The sequence below is a fragment of the Siccirubricoccus sp. G192 genome (assembly GCF_019084075.1).
Lineage (GTDB): Bacteria > Pseudomonadota > Alphaproteobacteria > Acetobacterales > Acetobacteraceae > G192.
Genome location: NZ_JAHREN010000001.1, coordinates 2,843,280 through 2,865,185 on the forward strand (window position 1 = coordinate 2,843,280; position 21,906 = coordinate 2,865,185).

Here is a 21,906-nt window from a genome sequence, read left to right on the forward strand (position 1 = left end):
CGGCGTCATCCATGACTGAGCGTTGGATCGAGCCGCTGGGCCTGGTATCGGGCCCGGCGGCTTTCCATGCGGTGCGCCGTGGTGCCGGCCTGCCGCTTCTCGGTGGGCCATCCGCCTTCCTGCTCGTCCGGCTGATCGAGGACGGCGCCGACCAGGGCGTGCTGCCGGTCGATGCCATCCCCGAGCCCTGGCAGGACCTGCTGGACCCCCTGACCCGCCGCCCCGCGCCCTTTGCCGGCCTCGGCGAGCCAGCCGGGCGGCCGCTGGTCATGGGTATCGTCAATGTCACGCCGGACAGTTTCTCGGGCGACGGGCTGGGGGTGGATGCGGCCGCCGCCATCGCCCGCGGCCATGCCATGCTGGAGGCCGGGGCCGACATCCTGGATATCGGCGGCAGAATCCACCCGCCCGGGCGCCACCCCGGTCGGCCCGGAGGAGGAGGCCCGGCGCATCCTGCCGGTGGTGCGGGAACTCGCCCGCGCCGCGCCCGTCTCCGTCGATACCCGCAACGCCGCCACCATGGAGGCGGCGCTGGAGGCGGGGGCGGAGATCGTCAATGACATCTCGGCGCTGCGGCACGATGGCACGGCGCTGGGCGTCATCGCCCGCCACCGGGCGCCGGTGGTGCTGATGCATATGCTGGGCACCGACCCCCGCACCATGCAGCGCGACCCGCAATACCGCGACGTGGCGCTGGAGGTGGCGCGCTTCCTGCGCGACCGGGTGGAAACCGCGGAACGCCTCGGCATCCCGCGCAGCCGCATCACCATCGACCCCGGCATCGGCTTCGGCAAGACCCTGACGCACAACCTGGCGCTGCTGGACCGGCTGCCCCTGCTGGCCGGGCTCGGCTGCCGCATCCTGGTCGGTGCCTCCCGCAAGGGCTTCCTCGGTCGCATCTCGGGCGAGCCGGCGGCGGAGCAGCGGGTGCCCGCCAGCATCGCCGCGGCCCTGGCTGCCACCGCCCGGGGTGCCGCCATCCTGCGGGTGCATGACGTGGCCGAAACGGTGCAGGCATTGCGGGTCTGGGGGGCCTGCGCCAGCGGCGAGGCTGCCCCCGCCCCGCCGGGGTGAGGCCGCCGCCTGGCCGGCCAGCCCGCTGCAAATGATCGTTTTCCGGTAGCCGGTCCCCAGTGACCGGCTGGGCGCGGCCCGGCTGGAAATGCTCTATTGGGCAAGGTCCAAGCCGCCTATAGGGTCGTCCGCATGTCCTCCTCCGTACGCCGGCTTTTCGGCACCGATGGCATTCGTGGCACCGCCAACCGGGCGCCGATGGATGCCGCCACCGCGCTCCGCCTCGGCCAGGCGGCCGGGCGCATCTTCAACCGCGGCACGCATCGCCACCGCGTGGTGATCGGCAAGGATACGCGGCTTTCCGGCTACATGCTGGAGCCGGCGCTGACCGCGGGCTTCATCGGCATGGGCATGGATGTGGTGCTGGTCGGACCGCTGCCGACGCCGGCCATCGCGCTGCTGACCCGCAGCCTGCGCGCCGATCTCGGGGTGATGATCAGCGCTTCCCACAACCCCTATGAGGACAACGGCATCAAGCTGTTCGGCCCGGACGGCCTCAAGCTCTCCGATGCGCAGGAGGTGGCGATCGAGGCACTGATGGCGGGCGACCTGGCCGCGGCGCTGGTTGCCCCCGCCCGGCTCGGCCGCGCTTCCCGCATGGAGGATGCGCCCGGCCGCTACATCGAGGCGGTGAAGCAGAGCTTCCCCCGGCGCCTGACCCTGGATGGGCTGCGCATCGTGGTCGATTGCGCGCATGGCGCGGCCTACAAGGTGGCGCCCACCGTGCTCTGGGAACTGGGCGCGGAGGTGGTGCCGATCGGCGTCGCGCCGGACGGCTTCAACATCAACCGCGGCTGCGGCTCCACCGCCCCGGGGGAACTGGCCGAGCTGGTGCGAGAGCGCCGCGCCGATCTCGGGATCGCGCTGGATGGCGATGCCGACCGGCTGGTCCTCGTGGATGAGGCTGGCAGGCTGATCGATGGCGACCAGATCCTGGCGCTGATCGCCGGCTCCTGGAAGGCTGAGGGGCGGCTGCGTGGCGAGGCGGTGGTGGCGACCGTCATGTCGAATATGGGGCTGGAGCGCCACCTGAAGGGCCTCGGCCTGGCCCTGCTCCGCACCGCGGTGGGCGACCGCTATGTCGGCGAGCGGATGCGCGAGGTCGGCTGCAACCTCGGCGGCGAGCAGTCCGGCCATATGATCATGACCGATTTCGGCACCACCGGCGACGGGCTGATCGCGGCGCTGCAGGTGCTGGCCGTGCTGGTCGAGGAACGCCGCCCGGCCAGCGAGGTCTGCCGCCGCTTCACGCCCCTGCCGCAGCGCCTGGTGAATGTCCGCTTTGCCGGCGCCTCGCCCCTGAAGGACGCGGCGGTGCAGCGGGAGATCGCCGCGCATGAGGAGAAGCTCGGCGACCGCGGCCGCATCCTGATCCGCCCGAGCGGCACGGAACCGGTGATCCGCGTCATGGCGGAGGCGGAGGACGAGGCCCTGGTGAACCACACCGTGGAGACTCTGGCGGATGCCATCCGCGCCCGCGCCAAGGTGCCGGCATGACCGGCACCGCTCTGCGCCAAGGTGCCGGCATGACCGGCACCGTTCTGCACCAAGGTGCCGGCATGACCGGCCCGGGAGCCTGCTGATGCATGGCCGGGTGCTGATCGTCGCCGGGTCGGATTCCGGCGGCGGCGCCGGCATCCAGGCGGATCTGAAGGCGGTGACCGCGCTTGGCGGCTTCGCGGCCACCGCCATCACCGCCCTGACGGCGCAGAACACGCTCGGCGTGCAGGGCGTGCTGCCGGTGCCGGTGGAGTTCATCCGCCAGCAGATCCGCGTGGTGCTCACCGATATCGGCGCCGATGCGCTGAAGACCGGCATGCTGCACGACAGCCCGACGATCGAGGCGGTCTGTGCCGAATTGGCCGTGCATGCCCCTGGCGTGCCGCTGGTGGCCGACCCAGTGATGGTGGCCAAGGGTGGCCACCGGCTGTTGCAGCCGGATGCGGTGGAGACCCTGAAGCGCCGCCTGCTGCCGCTCGCCACCCTCATCACGCCGAATCTGCCGGAGGCCGAGGTGCTGTCCGGCATGGCGATCCGCGATGAGGCGGATATGCACCATGCGGCGGAGGCGCTGCTGACGCTCGGCGTGCCCGCCGTGCTGCTGAAGGGCGGGCATCTGGAGGGGGCGCTGGTGGTGGACCTGCTGGCGACCGAGGCCGGCATCCACCGCTTCGAGAGCCCGCGGATCGAGACCCGGCACACCCATGGCACCGGCTGCACCCTGGCCTCGGCGATCGCCGCCGGGCTGGCGCAGGGAATGGCGCTGCATGATGCGGTGGCGCGGGCGCGGGCCTATGTGCGGGCAGCCATCGCGGCGGCGCCGGGGATCGGGCAGGGGCATGGACCGCTGGACCATGGCGTAACCCTGGACCCGGCACGGCTGGCGGCGCTCGGATGAAGCGAGTGGCGCTGCCGGAGGCTTGATCCCGGGCCTCGCCAGGCGTAACCCTTCCGGCGGGCCACGCCCCCCACCGGGGCGCATCTGCTTCTGGAAGGGAGCGCAACATGGCGCAATCCGCCTCCAAGCCCGGATCACGTCCGGCGAATCCGCAATTCTCCTCCGGTCCCTGCACCAAGCGCCCCGGCTGGACGCTGGAGGCGCTTTCCGGCGCCATGACCGGCCGCAGCCACCGCGCCGCGCAGCCCAAGGCAAGGCTGGCGGAGGTGATCGAGCGGTCCAAATCCATCCTCGGCATGCCGGCGGGCTGGCGGCTCGGCATCGTGCCGGCCTCCGATACCGGGGCGGTCGAGATGGCGCTGTGGTCGCTGCTCGGCGCCCGCGGGGTCGATGTGCTGGCCTGGGAGAGCTTCTCCAAGGACTGGGCCACCGATGTCCTGAAGCAACTCAGGCTGAAGGATGCGCGGGTGATCGAGGCGCCCTATGGACGCCTGCCCGACCTCGCCGCCGCCGACTGGTCGCGCGACGTGGTCTTCGTCTGGAACGGCACCACCTCGGGCGTGCGGTTGGCCGATGCGGGTTGGATTCCGGCGGAGCGCGAGGGGCTGGCGATCTGCGATGCCACCTCCGCCGCCTTCGCCATGGACCTGCCCTGGGACAAGCTGGATGTCGTCACCTGGTCCTGGCAGAAGGTGCTGGGCGGCGAGGCGGCGCATGGGATGCTGGCGCTCTCGCCCCGTGCCGTGGCGCGCCTCGAAGCCCACACGCCCGCCTGGCCGATGCCGAAGATCTTCCGCATGACCAAGTCCGGCAAGCTGAACGAGGGCATCTTCAAGGGCGAGACGATCAACACCCCCTCCATGCTCTGCGTCGAGGACGCGCTGGACGGGTTGCGCTGGGCGGAACAACTTGGCGGCCTCAAGGGCCTGGTGGCGCGGTCCGAGGAGAATCTGGCCGCCATCGCCGGCTGGGTGGCGAAGACCCCCTGGGTGGAGTTCCTGGCAGAGGTGCCGGCGACCCGCTCCTGCACCTCCATCTGCCTGAAGCTGGTGGCCCCCTGGTTCACCGCCCTGGCCGCGGAACAGCAGGCGGCGGCAGCCAAGAAGCTGGCCTCGCTGCTGGAGAAGGAGGGCGTGGCGCTGGACGCCGGCGCCTATCGCGACGCCCCGCCGGGCCTGCGCATCTGGGGCGGCGCCACCGTGGAGACCAGCGACATCGAGGCGTTGCTGCCCTGGCTCGATTGGGCCTTCGCCCAGGTGGAAGCTGACTTCACGAAGGAGGCCGTCTGATGGCGCCCCGGGTTCTCATCTCGGACAAGCTCTCCCCCGCCGCCATCGAGATCTTCAAGCGGCGCGGCATCGCGGTGGACTTCAAGCCTGGCCTGCCGCCGGCGGAGTTGCGCGCCATCATCGGCGACTACGACGGGCTGGCGGTGCGCAGCGCCACCAAGGTGACGCGGGAGGTGATGGAGGCCGCGCCGCACCTCAAGGTGGTGGGCCGCGCCGGCATCGGCGTCGATAATGTGGATGTCACCAGCGCCACCCATCGCGGCGTGGTGGTGATGAACACGCCCTATGGCAATGCCATCACGACGGCCGAACATGCCATTGCCATGATGTTCGCCCTCGCGCGCCAATTGCCGGAGGCCAGCGCCTCCACCAAGGCGGGCAAGTGGGAGAAGAACCGCTTCATGGGCGTCGAGCTCTTCAGCAAGACGCTCGGCCTGGTCGGCTGCGGCAATATCGGCTCCATCGTCGCTGACCGCGCGGTGGGGCTCAGGATGAAGGTCATCGCCTTCGATCCCTTCCTCTCCGAGAAGCGCGCCCTGGAACTCGGCGTCGAGAAGGTGGAACTGGCGGAACTGCTGGAGCGCGCGGATTTCGTGAGCCTGCACGCACCGCTGACCGAGCAGACCCGCAACATCCTCTCGCGCGAGAACCTGTTCCGGCTGAAGAAGGGCGCGCGCCTCATCAACTGCGCCCGCGGCGGCCTGGTGGACGAGGCGGCGCTTTATGACGCGCTGAAGCAGGGCCACCTGGCCGGTGCCGCGCTCGATGTCTTCGAGACGGAGCCCGCCACCGACAGCCCGCTCTTCACGCTGGAGAACGTGGTCTGCACGCCGCATCTCGGCGCCGCCACGGCGGAGGCGCAGGAGAACGTCGCGCTGCAGGTGGCCGACCAGATGGCCGACTACCTGCTGACCGGCGCCGTCTCCAATGCCATCAACATGCCCTCCGTCACCGCCGAGGAGGCGCCGCGCCTCAAGCCCTATATGGAACTGGCGCGGTTGCTGGGCAGCATGGCCGGGCAGCTCACCGCCGCGACCGACGGCGCCATCCGCGCCATCCGCGTGGAATACGAGGGCCATGCCGGTGAGCTGAACCGCCGCCCGTTGACCGCGGCGGCCCTTGCCGGCGTGCTCGGCCCGCTGCTCGGCGCGGTGAACATGGTGAATGCGCCTGTCGTGGCGAAGGAACGCGGGATCGAGGTGGCCGAAACCACCCATGAACGGTCCGGCGAGTACCAGACCCTGCTCCGCCTGACCGTCGTCTCCGACCGCTTCGAGCGCTCCGTCGCGGGCACGCTGGTGGCGGGCGACAAGCCGCGGCTGGTGAATATCAAGGGCATCGCGGTGGAGGCGGATTTCGCGCCGCACATGCTCTATGTGACGAACCAGGACCGGCCGGGCTTCATCGGCCAGTTCGGCATGATCCTGGCACAGGCGGGGATCAACATCGCCACTTTCCATCTCGGCCGCTCGGCGCCTGGCGGCGATGCCATCTGCCTGGTCGGCTTGGACGGGCCGATGCCGGAGGTGGTGCTGGCCGAGGTGCGGCGCCTGCCGCTGGTGGTGCAGGCGACGCCGCTGGCCTTCTGACAGAGCCGGCGCCGAGGCCGCTCCGGCCTCGGCGCGCAGGATCAGCGTCCGCTGAAGACCGGCGGGCGCTTCTCCATGAAGGCGCGCAGCGCCTCGGCATGGTCCTCGGTGTCGCGGCAGCGCATCATGCCGATCGCCTCGGCATCCAGCGCCTCGCTGAGCGTGCCTTCCTCGGCCGCCTTCATGTTGCGCTTCATGTAGCGCCAGGCGACGCGCGGCCCCTGGCCGAGTTGGCGGGCCAGCACCATGGTTTCCTCCCTGAGCGCCGCATCCGGCACCACCCGGTTCACCAGGCCGAGGCGCTCCAGCTTCGCGGCATCCAGCACCTCGGAGGTGAAATACAGCTCCCGCGCCCGGGCCGGCCCGACCAGCCGCGCCAGGAAATAGTGGCCGCCGAAATCGCCGGAGAAGCCCATCTTCGCGAAGGCCGTGGTCATGCGCGCGCTCTCGCCGGCGATCCGCATGTCGCAGGCCAGGGCCAGCGACATGCCGGCGCCTGCGGCCACGCCATTCACCATGGCGATGGTGGGCTTCGGCATCTCATGCAGCAGGCGGGAGCATTCCATGCGGGCGCGCAACTCGTCGGCGCCCTGTTCCGGGGTGGCCGGCGGCGGCTTCGCCCCGGTGGCGCGCGCCTTCATGTCGCCGCCGGCCGAGAAGCCGCGGCCGGCGCCGGTCAGCACCACGCAGCCGATCGCGGGGTCGGTGGCGGCGGTCTGCATGGCCTGCAGCATGTCCCACATCATGGTGCCGCCAAGCGCGTTCAGCGCATCCGGCCGGTTCATCGTCAGCAGCAGCACGCCATCCAGGCGCTCGGTCAGCAATTCGGGTTCCATGGTGTCTCCCCCCCCGGGTTGTCCGGGCTGGAGTCTACACCGGGGCCGCGTGTCAGGCTCAACCCCATCCCTGGGGAGAGACGCCGAGAAGGCAGCCGTCCCGCATCAGGTGAACCAGCCGCTGACGGTCGAGGAAGTCGCGCTCGCCAGGCCGAAGCGGCGGGAGGTGCCGGTGCGCACCGCCTTCGCCGGTCCCTGCCACAGCGACCTGGATTTCATCGAGGGCCTCTATCCGCTTGCGGCTGGAGGGGATCACCCAGGGCTTCTGGCGTCCAGGGATGAACGCCATCTGCCGCAGCTCCTTGTTTTTGCAGAGCAGAGGCCCGCTCCCGGAGGTTCACGCCAGGCCGCGATCGGCTCTAACGGCGCCTATCGAGCCGATCCAGCTCGGCTGCCACGGCGCCGGCCGCTTCGGCGGTGCGGGGCAGGCGTGGCATCGCGTTGAGGCGAGCCAGCGTTACCAGTGGCCCGGCGGTGAAGCTGGGACCCGAGAGTGCCGCCTCCGCCCCGGCGCGATTGCCGGCGCGCAAGGCCGCGGCGGCGCGGCGCAGCCCCTCGATCACCGGCTCAGGCGGGGCGGTGGGAGCGATGCCGAGGAAGCCCCGCATTTCCGCCCGGGCCGCCGCCAATTGCTGCGTCACCGCCGGATTCACCTCCGGAGCGTAACGCGGGTTGGTCTGCAACTCGTTCGTCAGGAATTCCAGTTGCTCCGCCGCGACCGCGGCCTCCGCCGGCTGCCCGGCCCAGCGGCTGGTATCGCCGAGGTTGCGCGGAGCATAGAGGGCGGCGCCGCGCACCGGGTCGCCGATGCCGCCCAGGTAATTCGCGCTTGGATCCCGGGCACAGCCTGGGGCCAGCAGAAGCAACAGCAACCCGGCCAGGAGGGATACCTGCCGGACATGGGCGCGGCCGGGCTTCACGAGGTGGTTATTCCCGCCGCGGCCGGGAGCGGCCGAGCCAGGCTCGCGTTCGAATCGGATCGGAACACAACGGAAGGTTCTCATGCGCGGCATTCTCCTCTGGCTGCTCGGCATCCCCATCCCGATCCTTATTCTGCTTTACCTTTTCAATGTCCTCTGACGACGCGATATTGGATCCGCGGGGCTCCAGGGCCTGATTTCACCGCGGCCGGGATGTTTTGCGGCAGGGCGCGGAACGCATCGAGATTTTCGTCAGGCGACGGACCTCTGGCTTGCATCCGCCGCCCTGGGGCCCGGATGCCGGCTTCTTCGGCCAAGGGTCCACACGCCACGCAAGGAAAAGGCCCGGGGCAGTGATCCGCCCAGGGCCTTTTTTGCTGTCCCGCCCCGGCGAAGAGGCCGATGCCCCGGCGGTGGGGTTGCCACCGCCGGGGACCACCGACCTCAGCGCAGAACGATCTCGACGCGGCGGTTCTGCGGCTCCCGCACCCCGTCCGCGGTCGGGACCAGCGGCCGGCTTTCGCCGAAGGCCGTCACCGCGATCTCGTTCCGGCTGATGCCCCGGGCAACGAGTTCCGCGGCAACCGCCTCGGCGCGACGCTGCGACAGGCGCTGGTTGTATTGCGGCGTGCCGGAACGGTCGGCATGGCCCGCCACTTCGATGCGCGTGGATTGCACGCGGCGGGCATTCTGCGCCGCCTCGGCGATGATCTCACGTGCCCGCGCAGTCAGGTCGGCGCGGTCCCAGTCGAAGAAGACCAGGTAGGTGCGTGCCGGTGCCGGTGCGGCCGCAGGCGGCGGCGCGGCGGCCATCGGCGGCGGCGGCGGGGCCGGCTGGTTGAAGGCGTAGCGCAGGCCGAGCATGATGGAGTGGTGGAAGTTATCCGGCTCGACCTTGCCGCTGCTGACCACGACATTGGCCGCGTTGCGGATCTGCGCGTTGATGCTGGGCTCCACCGTGCCGAAGAAGCGGTACTCGGCGGTGAGGCTCAGGCCGGTGACGCCAAGCCAGGTCAGCGGGGCGGCGACGCCGGCAATGGCCTGATAGGCGAACTGGCCATCGGAGTCGTCAGCGAAGAAACGTGCCCCCGTCGGCGAGCTGTTGCCGCGGACATTGTGCCAATCGGTCCAGACATAACCGACGCCACCGCCGATGTAAGGCTGGATGATGCTCGTCCCGAGGCCGAAATTGGCGAGGTCGAAATCATAGAAGACGTTCGCCATCACGCCGTAGCTGCGCTGGAACCCGCCGACCCCATTGAAGGGCGCAAGGCCGAAACCACGGATCTTGTCGATCTCGTTCTCGCGGTAGTTGCCCTCGATTTCGGCCCGAACGCCATTGCCGAAACCCCAGCCGAGGCTCAGCACGCCGCCCCAGCCGGTCTTGGCGCTGGTATTACCGGCATTGGTCACAGTGACGTTCTGCGGCAGGCCGAAGGTGCCTCCGCTGAGGTTGATGTCAGAAGGGTTCTCCCTCCAATTCACGCCGGCGCCGGCGCCGAGATAGAGCCCGGTGACCGGTTGGGCGCTGGCCATCGCGGGTAGGGAAAGCATGGTCGCTGCCAGCAGCGCCTGTCGGATACTCATGCGGTCTTCTCCACTCCAGGTGACGCATCGCTCGCCGAGGAAGTCTCGGTTCGCCCGCGAGATGCACACGAATTCTAGAAGGAAAATTGGCGCTGCGGTTCAACAACCCGTTGGCAAGCGATCCAACCGTGGCAGAATTGCAACACCTGATGCGCGGGGCTGCCGGAAGAGGCCCGGGATTGCAGAAGGGGCGCCTTTCGGCGCCCCTTCCATTCAGCCCGGTCCGGATCGATCTGCCTAGCGCAGAACGATCTCGACGCGGCGGTTCTGCGGCTCCCGCACACCGTCCGCAGTCGGCACCAGCGGACGGCTCTCGCCGAAGGCAGTGATGGCGATCTCGTTGCGGCTCACGCCCTGGCGGACCAGTTCGGCCGCCACGGTCTGGGCGCGGCGCTCGGAGAGGCGCTGGTTGTACTGCGGGGTGCCCGAGCGGTCGGCATGGCCGGCCACTTCGATGCGGGTGGACTGCACCCGGCGGGCGGCACCGGCGGCCTCGGCGATGATCTGCCGGGCGCGGTCGGTCAGGTCGGCGCGATCCCAGTCGAAGAAGACCAGGTAGGTGCGGGCGACCGCCGGCTCCTGCGGGACCGGCGCCGCGACGGCGACGGGGGCCGGACGCGGCGCATTGAAGGCGTAGCGCAGGCCGAGCAGGACGCTGTGGTTGAAGTTGTCCGGCTTGAAGCTGCCCGGAACGTCGACCCGTGCCGGGCCGGCCGTACGGGTAACGCTGAGGCTCGGCTCCAGCGTGCCGAGGAAGCGGTACTCGGCGGTCAGCGTCAGGCCGGGCACCATGGCGCCCAGGTTGTAGCCGATACCGGCGATGCCCTGATAGGCGAACTGGCCTTCGGAGTCGTCCACGCGATAGGAGCTGGTGCCGCGATTGAAGCGGCCATTGTGGATCTCGCTCCACGCATAGCCAGCGCCGACACCGAGATAGGGCACGATCGGCAGGCCGGGCAGGTTGAAGTCGTACAGGACGTTGCCCATCACACCATAGGTGCGCAGGTAGCCGGCGCTACCGGCCCGCACGCCATTGACGGTCCAGTTGTCGACCGAATTATCGCGGTAGTTGCCCTCGACCTCGGCGCGGAGGCCGTTGCCGAAGCCCCAGCCGATGGAGCCGACGACGGCGGCGCCCACATCTTCGCTGCGGACCTTGATGCCACTGTCGGAGGCGTCCTGCCGGAAGTTCAGGCCGGCGCCGGCGCCGACATACAGACCCGTCACGGGCTGCGCCTGCGCGGCCATCGGCAGCGCCAGCACCGTAGCGGCCAGAAGGGCCTTTCTGAGGCTCATCCTCATTTCTCCTCGATCCGTCAAATTCTTCAGTCGCCGCGTCGAACCGTTGGTGAAACCCACGACTCCGGCGCCGCGTGCAAGCACCGTAACATCACCCGGCGCTGGTGGCACCGGGGATGCGACCATTTCCGCATCAATGTGGCCAGGAAGCCACAGGGCGGCATGGCAAATCCGTCACAGGCCGGAAAGGGCCTCGGATTCCCTGAGGGAGGCCAGGCCGCCGAGAGGCAAAAGACGGGTGACATGGCCGATCTTGCGGCCCGGTCGCGCCTCGGTCTTGCCATAGAGATGCACCGCAACGCCCGGCCGGGCGAGGAAATCCGGCCAGCGTGCCAAGCCTTCCGGCCCGACCAGGTTTTTCATCACGCTGTCGTGATGTCGGCTGGGGTCAGCCAGCGGCAGGCCGGCCACCGCCCGGACATGCTGCTCGAACTGGCTGGCGAGGCAGGCATCCATGGTCCAGTGCCCGGGAATTATGCGGCCGCGGCGCGATCTCGTTGCCAAGCAGCCGGCCATCGGGCAGCAGGAACATCTCCAGCGCCAGCACCCCGACCAGGTCCAGCGCCTCGGCCACCCGGCCGGCATGGCCGCGTGCCGCGGCGGCGACCGGGCGCGGCACCCGGGCCGGTGCGAAGCTGAGGTCGAGGATGTGGTCGCGGTGCCGGTTCTCCACCGCGTCATAGACCGCGAGCGCGCCATCCGCGCCGCGCGCCGCGATGGCGGAAAGCTCGGCCACGAAGGGGACGAAGCCCTCCAGGATCAGCGGATGCGGCGAGAGCCGCGCGAAGGCCGGGGCGGCATCCTCGGGCTGCCGCAATACCGCCTGGCCGCGGCCGTCATAGCCGAGCCGGGTGGTCTTCAGCACCGCCGGCAGGCCGATCTCGGCGATGGCGGCGGCAAGCTCCGGCTCCGACCGCACCGCCCGCCAGGGCGCCACCGGCACCCCGGCGCGTTCCAGGAAGGCCTTCTCCTGCAGCCGGTCCTGGCAGATGCGCAGGACCTCCACACCGGGCCGGCAGGGGGCGAGCGGGGCGAGGACCTCCAGCGTCGCCGCCGGGACATTCTCGAATTCGAAGGTCACGACATCGACCGCGGCGGCGAAGGCGGTTAGCGCGGCCTCGTCCTCATAGGCGGCGACGGTGGCGGCGGCCGCCACCTGCATGCCCGGGCTGTCCGCCTCCGGGGCGAAGACGTGGCAGCGATAGCCGAGCTGGGCCGCGGCCAGGGTCGACATGCGGCCAAGCTGGCCGCCACCGAGGATCCCTATAGTCGCGCCGGGCGGCAACGGGAAATGACCGGGGGGGGGAGCTGGTCACGCCGGCAATTCCGGCACGCTCGCGGTCTGGGCGGCCCGCCAGGCATCGACCCGGCCAGCCAAGGCGGGGTCGGACAGCGCCAGGATGGCGGCGGCCAGCAGCGCCGCATTGATCGCGCCGGCGCGGCCGATGGCGAGCGTCCCCACCGGCACCCCGCCCGGCATCTGGACGATCGAGAGCAGGCTGTCCATGCCCTTCAGCGCGTGGCTTTCCACCGGGACGCCGAGTACCGGCAGGGCGGTCATGGAAGCCGCCATGCCCGGCAGGTGCGCTGAGCCGCCCGCCCCGGCGACGATCACCTTCAGCCCCCGCCCGCGGGCGCCGGCGGCATAGGCGAAGAGCCGCTCCGGGGTGCGGTGGGCCGACACCACGCGGGTTTCATGCGCGACGCCGAGGCGCTCCAGCGTCTCCGCCGCATGCCGCATGGTGTCCCAATCGGACCGGCTGCCCATGATGATGCCAACCAGGGGGGGCGCGGCCTCGGGCGCCCCACCTGGGGCGGGCTCAGGCGATGATGTCTGGGACAAGGTGGCTCTCCAGCCAGGCGATCTCGTCCTTCAGCTTCAGCTTGCGCTTCTTCAGCCGCTGGACCTGCAACTGGTCGGCAAGCTGCCCTTCAAGCCGCGCGATGACGGTATCGAGGTCGCGATGCTCGCTCCGCAATTCATGCAGGCGGCGCAGCAGGGAGTCGCGGTCGTCCAGCATGGGTGCGGGGGGGCTCGGGGTATGAAGGATAAGGATGCAACCGGGTCGCCAGGGGCATTACCATGCCCCGGTGCGGGCGCAACAGCGGGGCCTTGCGGGCCAGGATCGCCCACGCACATTGAATGTGCCACAGGGCACAAAGGAGAGTACCGCATGAACCATTCGCCGAGGCTCCGGGCACTCGAGGAGCGTCACGCGACCCTGGAGCGGCAGATCACCCAGGAAGATACCCGGCCACGCCCCGACGAGACGGAACTCAGCCGTTTGAAACGCGAGAAGCTCAGGCTCAAAGAGGAAATGGAACGGCTGCGCCGGGAGGACTGACCGGGCAGCAACCGGCCCAGCCGGGAGGGCGCGGTCAGGCCGCGCTCTCCTCCGACGCTTCCGGCAGCGGTGCCGGCGGATTGAGATGCGAGCGATCGCCGGCGGCCAGCAGCGCCGCATTCAGGTCGGACTGGGTGCAAAGGCCGAGGATCACCGGGTCGCGCGGCTTGATATTGGCGCTGTTCCAATGGGTCCGGTCGCGCACCTTGGCGATGGTTTCCTTGGTGGTGCCGACCAGCTTGCCGACCTGCACATCGCTCAGCAGCGGGTGGTGGCGGATCAGCCAGGCGATGGCATCCGGCCGATCGTTCCGCTTGGAGACCGGAGTATAGCGGGCGCCCTTGCCGCGTGGCTTGGGCAGGGGCAGGGTGGTTTCCACCATCCGCAACCGGGCGGCGGGATCGGCCTCGCAGCGGGCGATCTCCTCCCGCGTGAGTTGGCCGTTCAAGACCGGATCATAGCCGATGATCCCCTGTGCCACCTCCCCATCGGCGATGGCCTGCACCTCCAGCGGGTGCATGCCGACGAAATCGGCGATCTGCTCGAAGGAAAGCGAGGTCTTGTCGATCAGCCACACGGCGGTGGCCTTGGGCATCAGCGGCTGCGTCATGGAAAGAACCTTTTAAGCGGTGCCAGAGGAGTGCCAAAGGGATGACATCGGACGGAAGGCACCCTCGCCGCGGCGTGGCTGGCATATAGAGGCGGGGCCGGGCGGGGTCAAAGCCCGCAACGGAAAGGATTTCGCGCATGGCCGAGGAAGAGGAACGCCCGCGGCGGGCCGCACGGTTCACACCCATGCCCCTGGATGGCTGGGATGTGGCGGATCTGCGCGACTATATCGAAGCGCTCCGGGCGGAGATCGCCCGCGCCGAGGCCGGCATCGCCGCCCGCGAATCGCAGCGCCATGCCGCCGAGGCGTTCTTCCGCCCGCCGCGGCCCGGCCAAGCCGACCAATAACGAACACGCGATATCACGGCCCCGTTTCTCGCCCATCTGGGGATAGTGAATACAATCTCCGGTAGCAGCGGAGCATAGTGATGAACGCCAACCTGCCCTATGGGACCTCCACGCCGTTATTGCCGGGCTACCGGCTGCTGGCCGGTACGCCGGCCGATGAAGGGTTGTGGGGCAGCGCCCTTGCGGACCAGATCCTTGCTGGCCTGGGCGCCGACAGCGTTTTCGGCGGCGGTGGCGATGATGTCCTCTATGGCGGGACCGGCAGCAGCCTGGTGCGCGGCCAGATGGCCATGGCCAATGCTGCGGACGGTGCCGACCTGCTTTGCGGAGAGGGCGGCCACGACCTGCTGGATGGCGGCGCGGGCAACGATACGCTGCGCGGCGGCACCGGCGACGACACGCTGATCGGCGGACAGGGCGTGGATGTATTGGCGGGCGGTGCCGGACTGGACCGCTTCGTCTTCGGCCTGATGCCGCTTGGCCTCGATACCGGCCGGGCCGCTGGGCAGCGCGATACCATCAACGACTTCCAGCCGGGCGAGGATCTGATCGACCTCACCGGCTATCGCGGCGATCTCCGCACGCCGCAGGAGGCGTTGGAATACCTGGGGAGCGGGCCGATGGCGGCCACGCCGCACGGCGCGGTCCGCTGGGAAATCCGCGGCGGCAACACCCTGATACAGCTCGACCTGGACCTGCCCTGGCAATTGGCCGACGGGGTGGTGGATGCGGAGATCCTACTGCGCGGCACCATGACCCTGACCGCGGGGGATTTCCTGCTCTGAGCAGATAAAGGAAAGGGCCGGCGGGATTCCGCCGGCCCCGTCTCCAGGCCGAAGCGTTACGCCGCCTGGGCCTGCGGCTCCTGCTGGTTGGCGATCGCGGGCCGCTCCGGCTGGCCGGGCTGCACGGCGATGCGGCGGGGCTTCAGGGCCTCCGGCACCACGCGCTTCAGGCTGAGCTGCAGCAGCCCGTTCTCCAGGTTCGCGCCCTCCACCACGATGTGGTCGGCGAGCGCGAAGCGGCGCTCGAAGGCGCGGCCGGCGATGCCGCGATGCAGATAGGCGCGGCCTTCCTCGGCCTGCGGCGCCCGGCCGGTGACGGTGAGGGTATTCTCCCGCGCCACGATTTCGAGGTCGTTCGGGCCGAAGCCGGCGACGGCCATGGTCAGGACATAGCTGTCCTCACCGGTCTTCTCGATATTGTAGGGCGGATAGGAAGGGGCGTCCGCCGTGCGGCGGGCCGTCTCCAGCATGCCTGCCATCCGGTCGAAGCCGATGGCGGTGCGGAACAGGGGAGAGAAGTCGAGGGTGTTCATTGCTCGGAACCTCCTTGAGGAAGCAAGGTCCATTGATGCCAGCGGCCTGTCCCGTCCGGCCCCGATAGGGCGCCTGTCGGACATTGCCGCGCCAGGAACCCCGTGGGGCATCCCTGACAGGCATAGAATTGGAAAGCGCCGCCCCCCGGTTCAAGGGGGGGCGGCGCTGCGTCACGCAGCCAAAATTGGTGGCCCGGCGCTACTTCTTGCGGGCGCCGATGCCGGCGAATTTCTTGTTGAACTTCGCCACTTGGCCGCCGGTATCCATCACGCGCTGCACGCCGGTCCAGGCCGGGTGCGACTTCGGGTCGATATCGAGGCGGATCGTGTCGCCCGCCTTCCCGTAGCAGGACCGCGTCGTGAAGGCGGTCCCGTCGGTCATGACGATGTTGATCTCGTGGTATTCGGGGTGGATGTCGGGCTTCATGGGGCGCGCTCGCGATCAAGGTGCGGCCGATGCCGACCGGCCGCGGGAGACGGGGCTATAGGGGAAGGGCAGGGGAGGCGCAACCTTCGGGCACCATCATGCCGATCGCCGGCATCAGTGGCGCCGCGGCATCCACCTGGCGGAAGGGGCCGCGGGGCCCTGCGGCCGCCTGCAGGACGCCCCAGCCGAAGTGGAAATACCAGCCATGCAGCGCCAGGCTGCCCGCCGCCACCCGCTCGGCGATGAAGGGATAGGCGGCCAAGTGGCGAAGGCTGGTCAGCACCGCCGCCTGTTCCGCCAGGCGGGCGACCAGGGCGCGCTCGGCCTCGGTCACCAGCCCGTCCATTTCCTCGCGCACCTCGCGCGCCACCTCGACCCAGTCGGAGACATAATCGAAGGGCCGGCTGCCGTGGTCGTGCTCCAGCAGGCAGCGCACGCCGGCGCAGAAGGAATGGCCGAGCACCACGATATGCCGCACCCCCAGCGCCTTCACCCCGAATTCGATGGCGGAGGCGGTGCCGTGCGGATGGCCGTCCGCCACGGGCGGCGGCACCAGCGCCGCCACGTTCCGCACCACGAAGAGGTCGCCCGGCAACGCGCCGCAGATGATCGCGGGGTCGGTGCGGCTGTCGGAACAGGCCACCACCATCACCTCCGGCCGTTGCCCGTCGAGCAGGCTGTCATAGAGGTCGTGGTCGGTATCGAAATGCTGCTGGCGAAAGCGCTCGAAGCCGGTCAGCAGCCGGGCGAGGGCGCCGGTGGCGCCGCCGGGGATGGGCATGTCCATGGGCGTCGATCCTCAGCCCAGGCCGAAAGCGGCGCTGAAGGGGTGGAAGCGAAGCGGGTCGCCAGGCGCCACCCGCTCGGCCGCCGCGGGCAGCCAGAGCAGCCCATCGGCTCGGGAGAGCGGCAGCAGCCGGCCGGAGCCCGCCTCGCCGGCCCGGGCCAGCAGGGGCAGGCCAGCCGCGTCATGGCCGAGGATGCGGGCGGGCAGGAATTCCTCGCGCCCGGGACGGCGGGAGAATGCCTCGGCCGAAACCGCGGCCAATGGTGGTGCCCCGGCCGGGACCGTGCCGCCCGCGAGCCGCGTCAGCAGCGGCCGCCCCAGCACCAGCATCGTCACCAGCGCCGCCAGTGGATTGCCGGGCAGGAAGAGGCAGAGCGCGTCCCCCAGCCGCCCATGTGCCAACGGCTTGCCCGGTTTCAGCGCCAGCCGCAGCACCGCCACCGCGCCGCCCGCGGCCGCGAGGGCGCGCGGCAGGTGGTCCGCATCGCCGCCCGAGATGCCGCCCGAGGCCAGGATCAGGTCATGCCCCGCCGCGGCCCCCGCCAGGGCGGCGGCGAGCGCCACCGGGTCATCGGGCAGCAGGCCGAGATCGGTGCAATCGACCTCCGGCCCGGCCAGCAGGGCGCGCAGCATGGGCCGGTTGCTGTCATGCACCGCGGCCACGTCCCGTGCCGCGCCGATGCCGCGCAGTTCATTGCCGTTGGAGAGCAGGGCCACCCGCAGGCGCCGCCGCACCAGGACCCGCTCCAGCCCTGCGGCCGCCAGCAGGGCGACATGCCTGGCATCGAGCCGCGTGCCGGGTTCGGCCAGGCATTCGCCCTCGGCGACATCCTCGCCCCGGCGGCGGAGGTTGTCGCCCGGACGTGCCGGGCGGTGGGGCAGGACGCGACCCTGTTCCAGGGTGACATGCTCCTGCATCACCACCGCGGCGACGCCCTCGGGAACCGGCGCGCCGGTCAGCAGCCGCACCGCCCGGCCTGGTTGCAGCGCCGGCCCCGGCGCATCCCCCGCCGCGATGCGCCGCACCAGCAGCGGCGCGGCACCGGTGGCGAGATCGATGACGGTCAGGCCATAGCCATCCATGGCGGACTGGTCGAAGGGCGGCAGGGCAATGGCGGCGCGCGGGGCATCGGCCAGCAGCCGGCCGGCGGCGGCGCCAAGCGGCAGCAGTTCCGTCCCGGCCACCGGCATCACGCCGCGCAGCAGTCGGGCGCGAGCCTCGGCGAGCGGCAACAGGCCGGGCTCGGTGTCGCAGCAGGTGGGTGGAATCAGCGTGCCGTCCGGCATGGTGGGTTCCTACTGCACCAGGGTCCCATCGGCGCCGGCGAGGGTGAAGCCCTCGATCCGGGCGCGGCCGGCCAGCACCGCGATATATTGATGCACCGCGCGCCGCCAGCTCGCCTCGCGCAGCCAGGTGGCGATGCGCTCCCGCACCGCCTCGAAGGGCAGGTCGCGGCCCGGTTCGTGCCGGAGCAATTGCAGCACATGCAGGCCGAAGCGGGTGGCAACCGGCGTGGGGTGCAGTTGCTGCGGCTGGAGGCTGCGCAGCGCCGCCTCGAATCCCGGCACGGTGCTGCCCGGCTCGATCAGCCCGAGATCGCCGCCCTGCCCGCGCGAGGGGCAGGCGGAATGCGCCCGGGCCAGCGCCGGCAGGCGCGAGGGGTCGGCCTGCAACTCGGCGAGCAGCGTGCTGGCCGTGGCTTCGGCGGCGCGGCGGGCCTCCGGCTCCTCCGGGTCGGCCGCGATCAGGATATGCGCGGCCTGCCAGTGTTCCGGGCTGCGGACCCGGGCGCGGTTCGCCTCGTACCAGCGTCGGCAGGTGGCCTCATCGGCCTCCGGCAGGGTGAGTTCGGCATCGAGGAGGCGGCCCACCGCCGCTTCCTCGTCGTCCGCTTCGGTGAAGCCGCGGCGCGCGGCCTCGGCGGTGAGCAACTGCCGCACCACCAGGGCCTCCGCGGCCTGCTGCCAGGCCTGCGCCTGCGTCGCGGCCGGATGGTGCTGCATCTCGGCGGCGATCGCCCGCTCGGGGATCTCGATGTCATCCACGCGGATCATGGCGCTCACCATCAGGCCGCGCGGGTGCCGCGATTGCGGCGGCGCACGAGTTGGTAGGGACGGAACACATAGCCGAGCGGCGCCGACCAGATATGCACCAGGCGGGAGAAGGGGAAGGCCACGAAGAGCGTGATGCCGAGCAGGATATGCGCCTTGAAGACCCAGTCCACGCCCTGGAGATAGCTCGCCGCATCCAACCGGAAGGTCACGATGTGCTGCGCCCAGTGCGAGAGCTGCATCATCACATGCCCGTCGCTATGCGCGAGCGAGAAGGGTAGGGTCAGCAGGCCCAGCACGAGTTGCACCCAGAGCATCGCCAGGATCGCGATATCCGCCACCGCGGAGGTCTTGCGGATGCGGCTGTCGAAGAGCCGGCGATGCAGCAGCAGGCTCAGCCCGAGGAAGCACAACACACCCGCCGCGCCGCCGGAGATGATCGCCATCATCTGCTTCTGCGGCGCGGTGATGAAGAGCCCATAGACCTCATGCGGCGTCAGCAGGCCCACGGTATGGCCGAACATGAGGAACAGGATGCCGATATGGAAGCAGTTGCTGCCGATGCGCAATTGCCGCGCCCGCAACAGCTGCGAGGAGCCACTGCGCCAGGAATACTGCTCCCGCTCGAAGCGCACCAGGCTGCCGAGCAGGAAGATCGCCACGGCAATATAGGGGTAGATACCGAAGGCGAGGTTGTGCAGGAAGTCAGACATGGCAGTTCAGCCTTGGCCGAGCGACGCGACGTGGCGAACCACGGGGCGGCGCGGAGTGGGGAGGGGGACGCCGGGCGCACGCCTGGTCGCGGCGCGCAGCTTCGCGGCGATGACGTCGGTGCCGCATTCGGCGGCCGGATCGGCGCCCGGGCCGAAGGTGACCGGCGCTTCCTCATAGGCGGCGTCGAGTTCCTCCGGCGTCGGGTCCGGCTCCTCCGGGACGGCGACGGTCCCGGGCCTCGCACCCGCGAAAAGCAGGGCGGCGCCCAGCACGGCGGCATAGGGGCTGCCGCGCGAGGTCAGCCTCGCATGCAGCAGGTCCAGCACCGGGACCGCATTGGCGAGCAATTCCGCGCCGCTTTCCGGCGCCACGGCGGCGTATTCCAGCAGCATCGGCAGGTAGTCCGGCAACTCGCCGGGGCGGGGTTCCAGCCCTGCCGCGGCGTAGATGCCATTCAGCTCCACCATGGCCGGGCCGCGTTCCCGGCTGTCGCCATGCACATGCTCGAAGAGATGCAGCGACAGGCTGCGGGTGCGGTCGAAGAGGCCGACATACTCCTCCTGCGTATCGAGCAGATCGCCGCCGAGATGCGCGATGAGGCGATCGAGGTCCGGCAGCATCGGCGCGAAGGCGGGGTCCGCGGCCAGCGCCGCCCGGACCTCCGGCAGCGCCGGCTGGAGCGCGGCGCTGGGATAGGCGAGCAGCGCCGCCAGGGCGCGAAGGGAAAGGCGCATGCTCATGCCTCCTCCGGCTGCTTCGCCGGGACGCGGCGGATCTCCACGCGCGGCGACTGCCGCCCGGCCGAGGTTGGCTTGGCCGAGAACAGGTTGGCGCCGGTGGAGCCGCTGGTGGAGCAGCCATTGCCGAAGCTGAAACCGCAGGCGGATTTCAGGTCGAAGGTGTTCTCCGCATATTCGCGATGCGTGCTGGGGATGACGAAGCGGTCCTCGTAATCCGCGATCGCCATCACCCGGTACATCTCCTCGACCTGTTCCAGGCTGAGGCCGACCTGTTCCAGCACGTCGGTGTCGATGCGGTTCTCCACGGTGCGGCCGCGCATGTGCATCCGCATCGCCATCATCCGCTGCAGCGCCAGCACCACCGGCGCCTCCGCCCCGGCGGTCAGCAGGTTGGCCAGGTAGCGCACCGGGATGCGCAGCGATTTCACATCGGGCAGCGCCTGATCCCAGCCGACATGGCCGGCCTCATGCGCGCTCTGCACCGGCGAGAGGGGCGGCACGTACCAGACCATCGGCAGGGTGCGGTATTCCGGATGCAACGGGAAGGCGACGCCCCATTCGATCGCCATCTTGTAGACCGGCGACTTGCGCGCCGCTTCCAGCCAGAGTTCCGGCACGCCATCCCGCCGCGCCGCCGCGATCACCTCGGGGTCCGAGGGATCGAGGAAGACATCGAGTTGCGAGCGATACAGGTGCTGCTCGTTCTCGACGCTCGCCGCCGCCTCGATCCGGTCCGCGTCATAGAGCATGACACCGAGGTAGCGGATGCGGCCGACGCAGGTTTCCGAACACACGGTCGGCTCGCCCGCCTCGATGCGCGGGAAGCAGAAGGTGCATTTCTCGGCCTTGCCGGACTGCCAGTTGTAGTAAATTTTCTTGTAAGGGCAGGCGGAGACGCACATGCGCCAGCCCCGGCACTTGTCCTGGTCCACCAGGACGATGCCATCCTCCTCCCGCTTGTAGATGGAGCCGGAGGGGCAGGCCGCGACGCAGGCCGGGTTGAGGCAATGCTCGCAGAGCCGCGGCAGGTACATCATGAAGGTATTCTCGAACTGGCCGTAGATGTCCTTCTGTACGGCCTCGAAGTTGCGGTCCTTGGACCGCTTGCGGAATTCCGTGCCGAGAATCTCCTCCCAGTTCGGCCCCCATTCGATCTTCTCCATCCGCTCGCCGGTGATGAGCGAGACCGGCCGCGCGGTCGGCATCGCCTTGCTCTCGCCGGCGGTCTGGAGATGGCCGTAGTCGAAGGTGAAGGGCTCGTAGTAATCGTCGATCTGCGGCATGTCGGGGTTGGCGAAGATTTTCGCCAGCACCCGCAGGCGGTTGCCGATCCGGGGCTCCAGCTTGCCGTTCCGCTTGCGCTTCCAGCCCCCCTTCCACTTGTCCTGGTTCTCCCAGTCCTTGGGGTAGCCGATGCCGGGCTTGGTCTCGACATTGTTGAACCAGGCGTATTCGACACCCTCGCGGCTGGTCCAGACCTGCTTGCAGGTGACGGAGCAGGTATGGCAGCCGATGCATTTGTCGAGGTTGAGCACCATCGCGATCTGGGCGCGGACCTTCATGGCAATCGCTCC

General features: G+C 70.0%; 25 protein-coding genes and 1 pseudogene. 9 read left to right on the plus strand and 17 right to left on the minus strand.

The genetic code is table 11. The features are described 5' to 3' along the window. Window positions 1-11: 11 nt before the first annotated feature. The 6 genes from KSF81_RS31480 to serA all read left to right on the plus strand — a co-directional run bounded on the left by KSF81_RS31480 (window position 12) and on the right by serA (window position 6,350). On the plus strand, window positions 12-560 hold the full coding sequence (locus KSF81_RS31480; protein ID WP_309139558.1) for a dihydropteroate synthase: 549 nt from the start codon (window positions 12-14) through the stop codon (window positions 558-560). Next, window positions 454-1,074, plus strand: coding sequence for a dihydropteroate synthase (gene folP / locus KSF81_RS31485; protein ID WP_309139719.1), 621 nt, complete (start codon window positions 454-456; stop codon window positions 1,072-1,074). The genes KSF81_RS31480 and folP overlap by 107 nt, the downstream gene beginning before the upstream one ends. 132 nt (window positions 1,075-1,206) lie before the next feature. Next, on the plus strand, window positions 1,207-2,571 hold the full coding sequence (gene glmM / locus KSF81_RS13650) for a phosphoglucosamine mutase (RefSeq protein WP_217379451.1): 1,365 nt from the start codon (window positions 1,207-1,209) through the stop codon (window positions 2,569-2,571). 85 nt (window positions 2,572-2,656) lie between these two features. Beyond that, window positions 2,657-3,472, plus strand: coding sequence for a bifunctional hydroxymethylpyrimidine kinase/phosphomethylpyrimidine kinase (thiD, locus tag KSF81_RS13655; protein ID WP_217379452.1), 816 nt, complete (start codon window positions 2,657-2,659; stop codon window positions 3,470-3,472). A gap of 107 nt (window positions 3,473-3,579) precedes the next feature. Further along, window positions 3,580-4,761: a phosphoserine transaminase gene (locus tag KSF81_RS13660; protein WP_217379453.1), complete on the plus strand. Its 1,182-nt coding sequence runs from the start codon at window positions 3,580-3,582 to the stop codon at window positions 4,759-4,761. Then, entirely contained in the window at window positions 4,761-6,350 is a 1,590-nt protein-coding gene (serA, locus tag KSF81_RS13665; protein WP_217379454.1) for a phosphoglycerate dehydrogenase, read from the plus strand. Before KSF81_RS13660 ends, serA begins: the two co-directional genes overlap by 1 nt. 41 nt (window positions 6,351-6,391) lie before the next feature. On the opposite strand, the gene KSF81_RS13670 is transcribed toward serA, so the two are convergent. From KSF81_RS13670 to KSF81_RS13705, 8 genes and pseudogenes are all read right to left on the minus strand, one after another. Beyond that, on the minus strand, window positions 6,392-7,186 hold the full coding sequence (locus KSF81_RS13670; protein ID WP_217379455.1) for an enoyl-CoA hydratase: 795 nt from the start codon (window positions 7,184-7,186) through the stop codon (window positions 6,392-6,394). A 58-nt stretch (window positions 7,187-7,244) separates the two neighbouring features. After that, entirely contained in the window at window positions 7,245-7,475 is a 231-nt protein-coding gene (locus KSF81_RS13675) for a hypothetical protein (RefSeq protein ID WP_217379456.1), read from the minus strand. A gap of 70 nt (window positions 7,476-7,545) precedes the next feature. Beyond that, on the minus strand, window positions 7,546-8,106 hold the full coding sequence (locus KSF81_RS13680) for a hypothetical protein (protein WP_217379457.1): 561 nt from the start codon (window positions 8,104-8,106) through the stop codon (window positions 7,546-7,548). A 444-nt stretch (window positions 8,107-8,550) separates the two neighbouring features. Further along, complete coding sequence (locus tag KSF81_RS13685; protein ID WP_217379458.1) at window positions 8,551-9,693, minus strand: OmpA family protein; 1,143 nt, start codon at window positions 9,691-9,693, stop codon at window positions 8,551-8,553. A gap of 237 nt (window positions 9,694-9,930) precedes the next feature. Then, the gene (locus KSF81_RS13690) at window positions 9,931-11,052 is read right to left on the minus strand and encodes an OmpA family protein (protein WP_309139559.1); all 1,122 of its coding nucleotides are present in this window, start codon (window positions 11,050-11,052) and stop codon (window positions 9,931-9,933) included. Between the two features lie 114 nt (window positions 11,053-11,166). Further along, window positions 11,167-12,226 (minus strand): annotated as a pseudogene (locus tag KSF81_RS13695) (5-(carboxyamino)imidazole ribonucleotide synthase). Between the two features lie 78 nt (window positions 12,227-12,304). Then, window positions 12,305-12,760 (minus strand): 5-(carboxyamino)imidazole ribonucleotide mutase, encoded by a 456-nt coding sequence (gene purE, locus KSF81_RS13700; RefSeq protein WP_217379459.1) that lies wholly within the window; start codon window positions 12,758-12,760, stop codon window positions 12,305-12,307. Window positions 12,761-12,812: 52 nt separating this feature from the next. Continuing rightward, window positions 12,813-13,013 (minus strand): YdcH family protein, encoded by a 201-nt coding sequence (locus tag KSF81_RS13705; RefSeq protein ID WP_217379460.1) that lies wholly within the window; start codon window positions 13,011-13,013, stop codon window positions 12,813-12,815. Window positions 13,014-13,166: 153 nt separating this feature from the next. Between KSF81_RS13705 and KSF81_RS13710 the strand changes: the two genes are divergently transcribed. Beyond that, window positions 13,167-13,337, plus strand: a complete 171-nt coding sequence (locus KSF81_RS13710) for a YdcH family protein (protein ID WP_217379461.1) — start codon at window positions 13,167-13,169, stop codon at window positions 13,335-13,337. 34 nt (window positions 13,338-13,371) lie between these two features. Here KSF81_RS13710 and KSF81_RS13715 read toward each other — a convergent pair whose 3' ends face one another. Continuing rightward, on the minus strand, window positions 13,372-13,947 hold the full coding sequence (locus tag KSF81_RS13715; protein WP_217379462.1) for a DUF1013 domain-containing protein: 576 nt from the start codon (window positions 13,945-13,947) through the stop codon (window positions 13,372-13,374). 137 nt (window positions 13,948-14,084) lie between these two features. On the opposite strand from KSF81_RS13715, the gene KSF81_RS13720 reads away from it, so the two are divergent. Together KSF81_RS13720 and KSF81_RS13725 are read left to right on the plus strand one after the other, a co-directional pair. Next, on the plus strand, window positions 14,085-14,294 hold the full coding sequence (locus KSF81_RS13720; protein WP_217379463.1) for a DUF1192 domain-containing protein: 210 nt from the start codon (window positions 14,085-14,087) through the stop codon (window positions 14,292-14,294). An 80-nt stretch (window positions 14,295-14,374) separates the two neighbouring features. Next, window positions 14,375-15,079, plus strand: a complete 705-nt coding sequence (locus KSF81_RS13725; protein ID WP_217379464.1) for a calcium-binding protein — start codon at window positions 14,375-14,377, stop codon at window positions 15,077-15,079. A 56-nt stretch (window positions 15,080-15,135) separates the two neighbouring features. Here the strand turns inward: KSF81_RS13725 and KSF81_RS13730 are convergent, their stop codons facing one another. From KSF81_RS13730 to narH, 8 genes are all read right to left on the minus strand, one after another. Next, a complete protein-coding gene (locus tag KSF81_RS13730) occupies window positions 15,136-15,612 on the minus strand; it encodes an Hsp20 family protein (protein WP_217379465.1) in 477 nt (158 codons plus the stop codon). Between the two features lie 199 nt (window positions 15,613-15,811). Next, window positions 15,812-16,039, minus strand: a complete 228-nt coding sequence (gene rpmE, locus KSF81_RS13735; RefSeq protein ID WP_217379466.1) for a 50S ribosomal protein L31 — start codon at window positions 16,037-16,039, stop codon at window positions 15,812-15,814. A gap of 55 nt (window positions 16,040-16,094) precedes the next feature. Continuing rightward, entirely contained in the window at window positions 16,095-16,826 is a 732-nt protein-coding gene (locus KSF81_RS13740; RefSeq protein ID WP_217379467.1) for a carbonic anhydrase, read from the minus strand. A 12-nt stretch (window positions 16,827-16,838) separates the two neighbouring features. Continuing rightward, window positions 16,839-18,113, minus strand: coding sequence for a gephyrin-like molybdotransferase Glp (gene glp, locus KSF81_RS13745; protein ID WP_217379468.1), 1,275 nt, complete (start codon window positions 18,111-18,113; stop codon window positions 16,839-16,841). Between the two features lie 9 nt (window positions 18,114-18,122). Further along, window positions 18,123-18,881: a peptidylprolyl isomerase gene (locus KSF81_RS13750; RefSeq protein ID WP_217379469.1), complete on the minus strand. Its 759-nt coding sequence runs from the start codon at window positions 18,879-18,881 to the stop codon at window positions 18,123-18,125. Between the two features lie 11 nt (window positions 18,882-18,892). After that, on the minus strand, window positions 18,893-19,591 hold the full coding sequence (gene narI, locus KSF81_RS13755) for a respiratory nitrate reductase subunit gamma (protein ID WP_217379470.1): 699 nt from the start codon (window positions 19,589-19,591) through the stop codon (window positions 18,893-18,895). A 6-nt stretch (window positions 19,592-19,597) separates the two neighbouring features. Beyond that, window positions 19,598-20,326, minus strand: a complete 729-nt coding sequence (gene narJ / locus KSF81_RS13760; RefSeq protein WP_217379471.1) for a nitrate reductase molybdenum cofactor assembly chaperone — start codon at window positions 20,324-20,326, stop codon at window positions 19,598-19,600. 2 nt (window positions 20,327-20,328) lie between these two features. Further along, entirely contained in the window at window positions 20,329-21,894 is a 1,566-nt protein-coding gene (gene narH, locus KSF81_RS13765; RefSeq protein WP_217379472.1) for a nitrate reductase subunit beta, read from the minus strand. Window positions 21,895-21,906: the final 12 nt, after the last annotated feature.

Excerpts from the sequence above, each read along its gene's own strand:
- KSF81_RS31480 (WP_309139558.1), top strand. The coding sequence starts at position 12 with ATGACTGAGCGTTGGATCGAGCCGCTGGGCCTGGTATCGGGCCCGGCG.
- glmM (WP_217379451.1), top strand. The coding sequence starts at position 1,207 with ATGTCCTCCTCCGTACGCCGGCTTTTCGGCACCGATGGCATTCGTGGC.
- thiD (WP_217379452.1), top strand. The coding sequence starts at position 2,657 with ATGCATGGCCGGGTGCTGATCGTCGCCGGGTCGGATTCCGGCGGCGGC.
- KSF81_RS13660 (WP_217379453.1), top strand. The coding sequence starts at position 3,580 with ATGGCGCAATCCGCCTCCAAGCCCGGATCACGTCCGGCGAATCCGCAA.
- serA (WP_217379454.1), top strand. The coding sequence starts at position 4,761 with ATGGCGCCCCGGGTTCTCATCTCGGACAAGCTCTCCCCCGCCGCCATC.
- KSF81_RS13670 (WP_217379455.1), bottom strand. The coding sequence starts at position 7,186 with ATGGAACCCGAATTGCTGACCGAGCGCCTGGATGGCGTGCTGCTGCTG.
- KSF81_RS13675 (WP_217379456.1), bottom strand. The coding sequence starts at position 7,475 with ATGGCGTTCATCCCTGGACGCCAGAAGCCCTGGGTGATCCCCTCCAGC.
- KSF81_RS13685 (WP_217379458.1), bottom strand. The coding sequence starts at position 9,693 with ATGAGTATCCGACAGGCGCTGCTGGCAGCGACCATGCTTTCCCTACCC.
- purE (WP_217379459.1), bottom strand. The coding sequence starts at position 12,760 with ATGGGCAGCCGGTCCGATTGGGACACCATGCGGCATGCGGCGGAGACG.
- KSF81_RS13705 (WP_217379460.1), bottom strand. The coding sequence starts at position 13,013 with ATGCTGGACGACCGCGACTCCCTGCTGCGCCGCCTGCATGAATTGCGG.
- KSF81_RS13710 (WP_217379461.1), top strand. The coding sequence starts at position 13,167 with ATGAACCATTCGCCGAGGCTCCGGGCACTCGAGGAGCGTCACGCGACC.
- KSF81_RS13715 (WP_217379462.1), bottom strand. The coding sequence starts at position 13,947 with ATGACGCAGCCGCTGATGCCCAAGGCCACCGCCGTGTGGCTGATCGAC.
- KSF81_RS13720 (WP_217379463.1), top strand. The coding sequence starts at position 14,085 with ATGGCCGAGGAAGAGGAACGCCCGCGGCGGGCCGCACGGTTCACACCC.
- KSF81_RS13725 (WP_217379464.1), top strand. The coding sequence starts at position 14,375 with ATGAACGCCAACCTGCCCTATGGGACCTCCACGCCGTTATTGCCGGGC.
- KSF81_RS13730 (WP_217379465.1), bottom strand. The coding sequence starts at position 15,612 with ATGAACACCCTCGACTTCTCTCCCCTGTTCCGCACCGCCATCGGCTTC.
- rpmE (WP_217379466.1), bottom strand. The coding sequence starts at position 16,039 with ATGAAGCCCGACATCCACCCCGAATACCACGAGATCAACATCGTCATG.
- KSF81_RS13740 (WP_217379467.1), bottom strand. The coding sequence starts at position 16,826 with ATGGACATGCCCATCCCCGGCGGCGCCACCGGCGCCCTCGCCCGGCTG.
- glp (WP_217379468.1), bottom strand. The coding sequence starts at position 18,113 with ATGCCGGACGGCACGCTGATTCCACCCACCTGCTGCGACACCGAGCCC.
- KSF81_RS13750 (WP_217379469.1), bottom strand. The coding sequence starts at position 18,881 with ATGATCCGCGTGGATGACATCGAGATCCCCGAGCGGGCGATCGCCGCC.
- narI (WP_217379470.1), bottom strand. The coding sequence starts at position 19,591 with ATGTCTGACTTCCTGCACAACCTCGCCTTCGGTATCTACCCCTATATT.
- narJ (WP_217379471.1), bottom strand. The coding sequence starts at position 20,326 with ATGCGCCTTTCCCTTCGCGCCCTGGCGGCGCTGCTCGCCTATCCCAGC.
- narH (WP_217379472.1), bottom strand. The coding sequence starts at position 21,894 with ATGAAGGTCCGCGCCCAGATCGCGATGGTGCTCAACCTCGACAAATGC.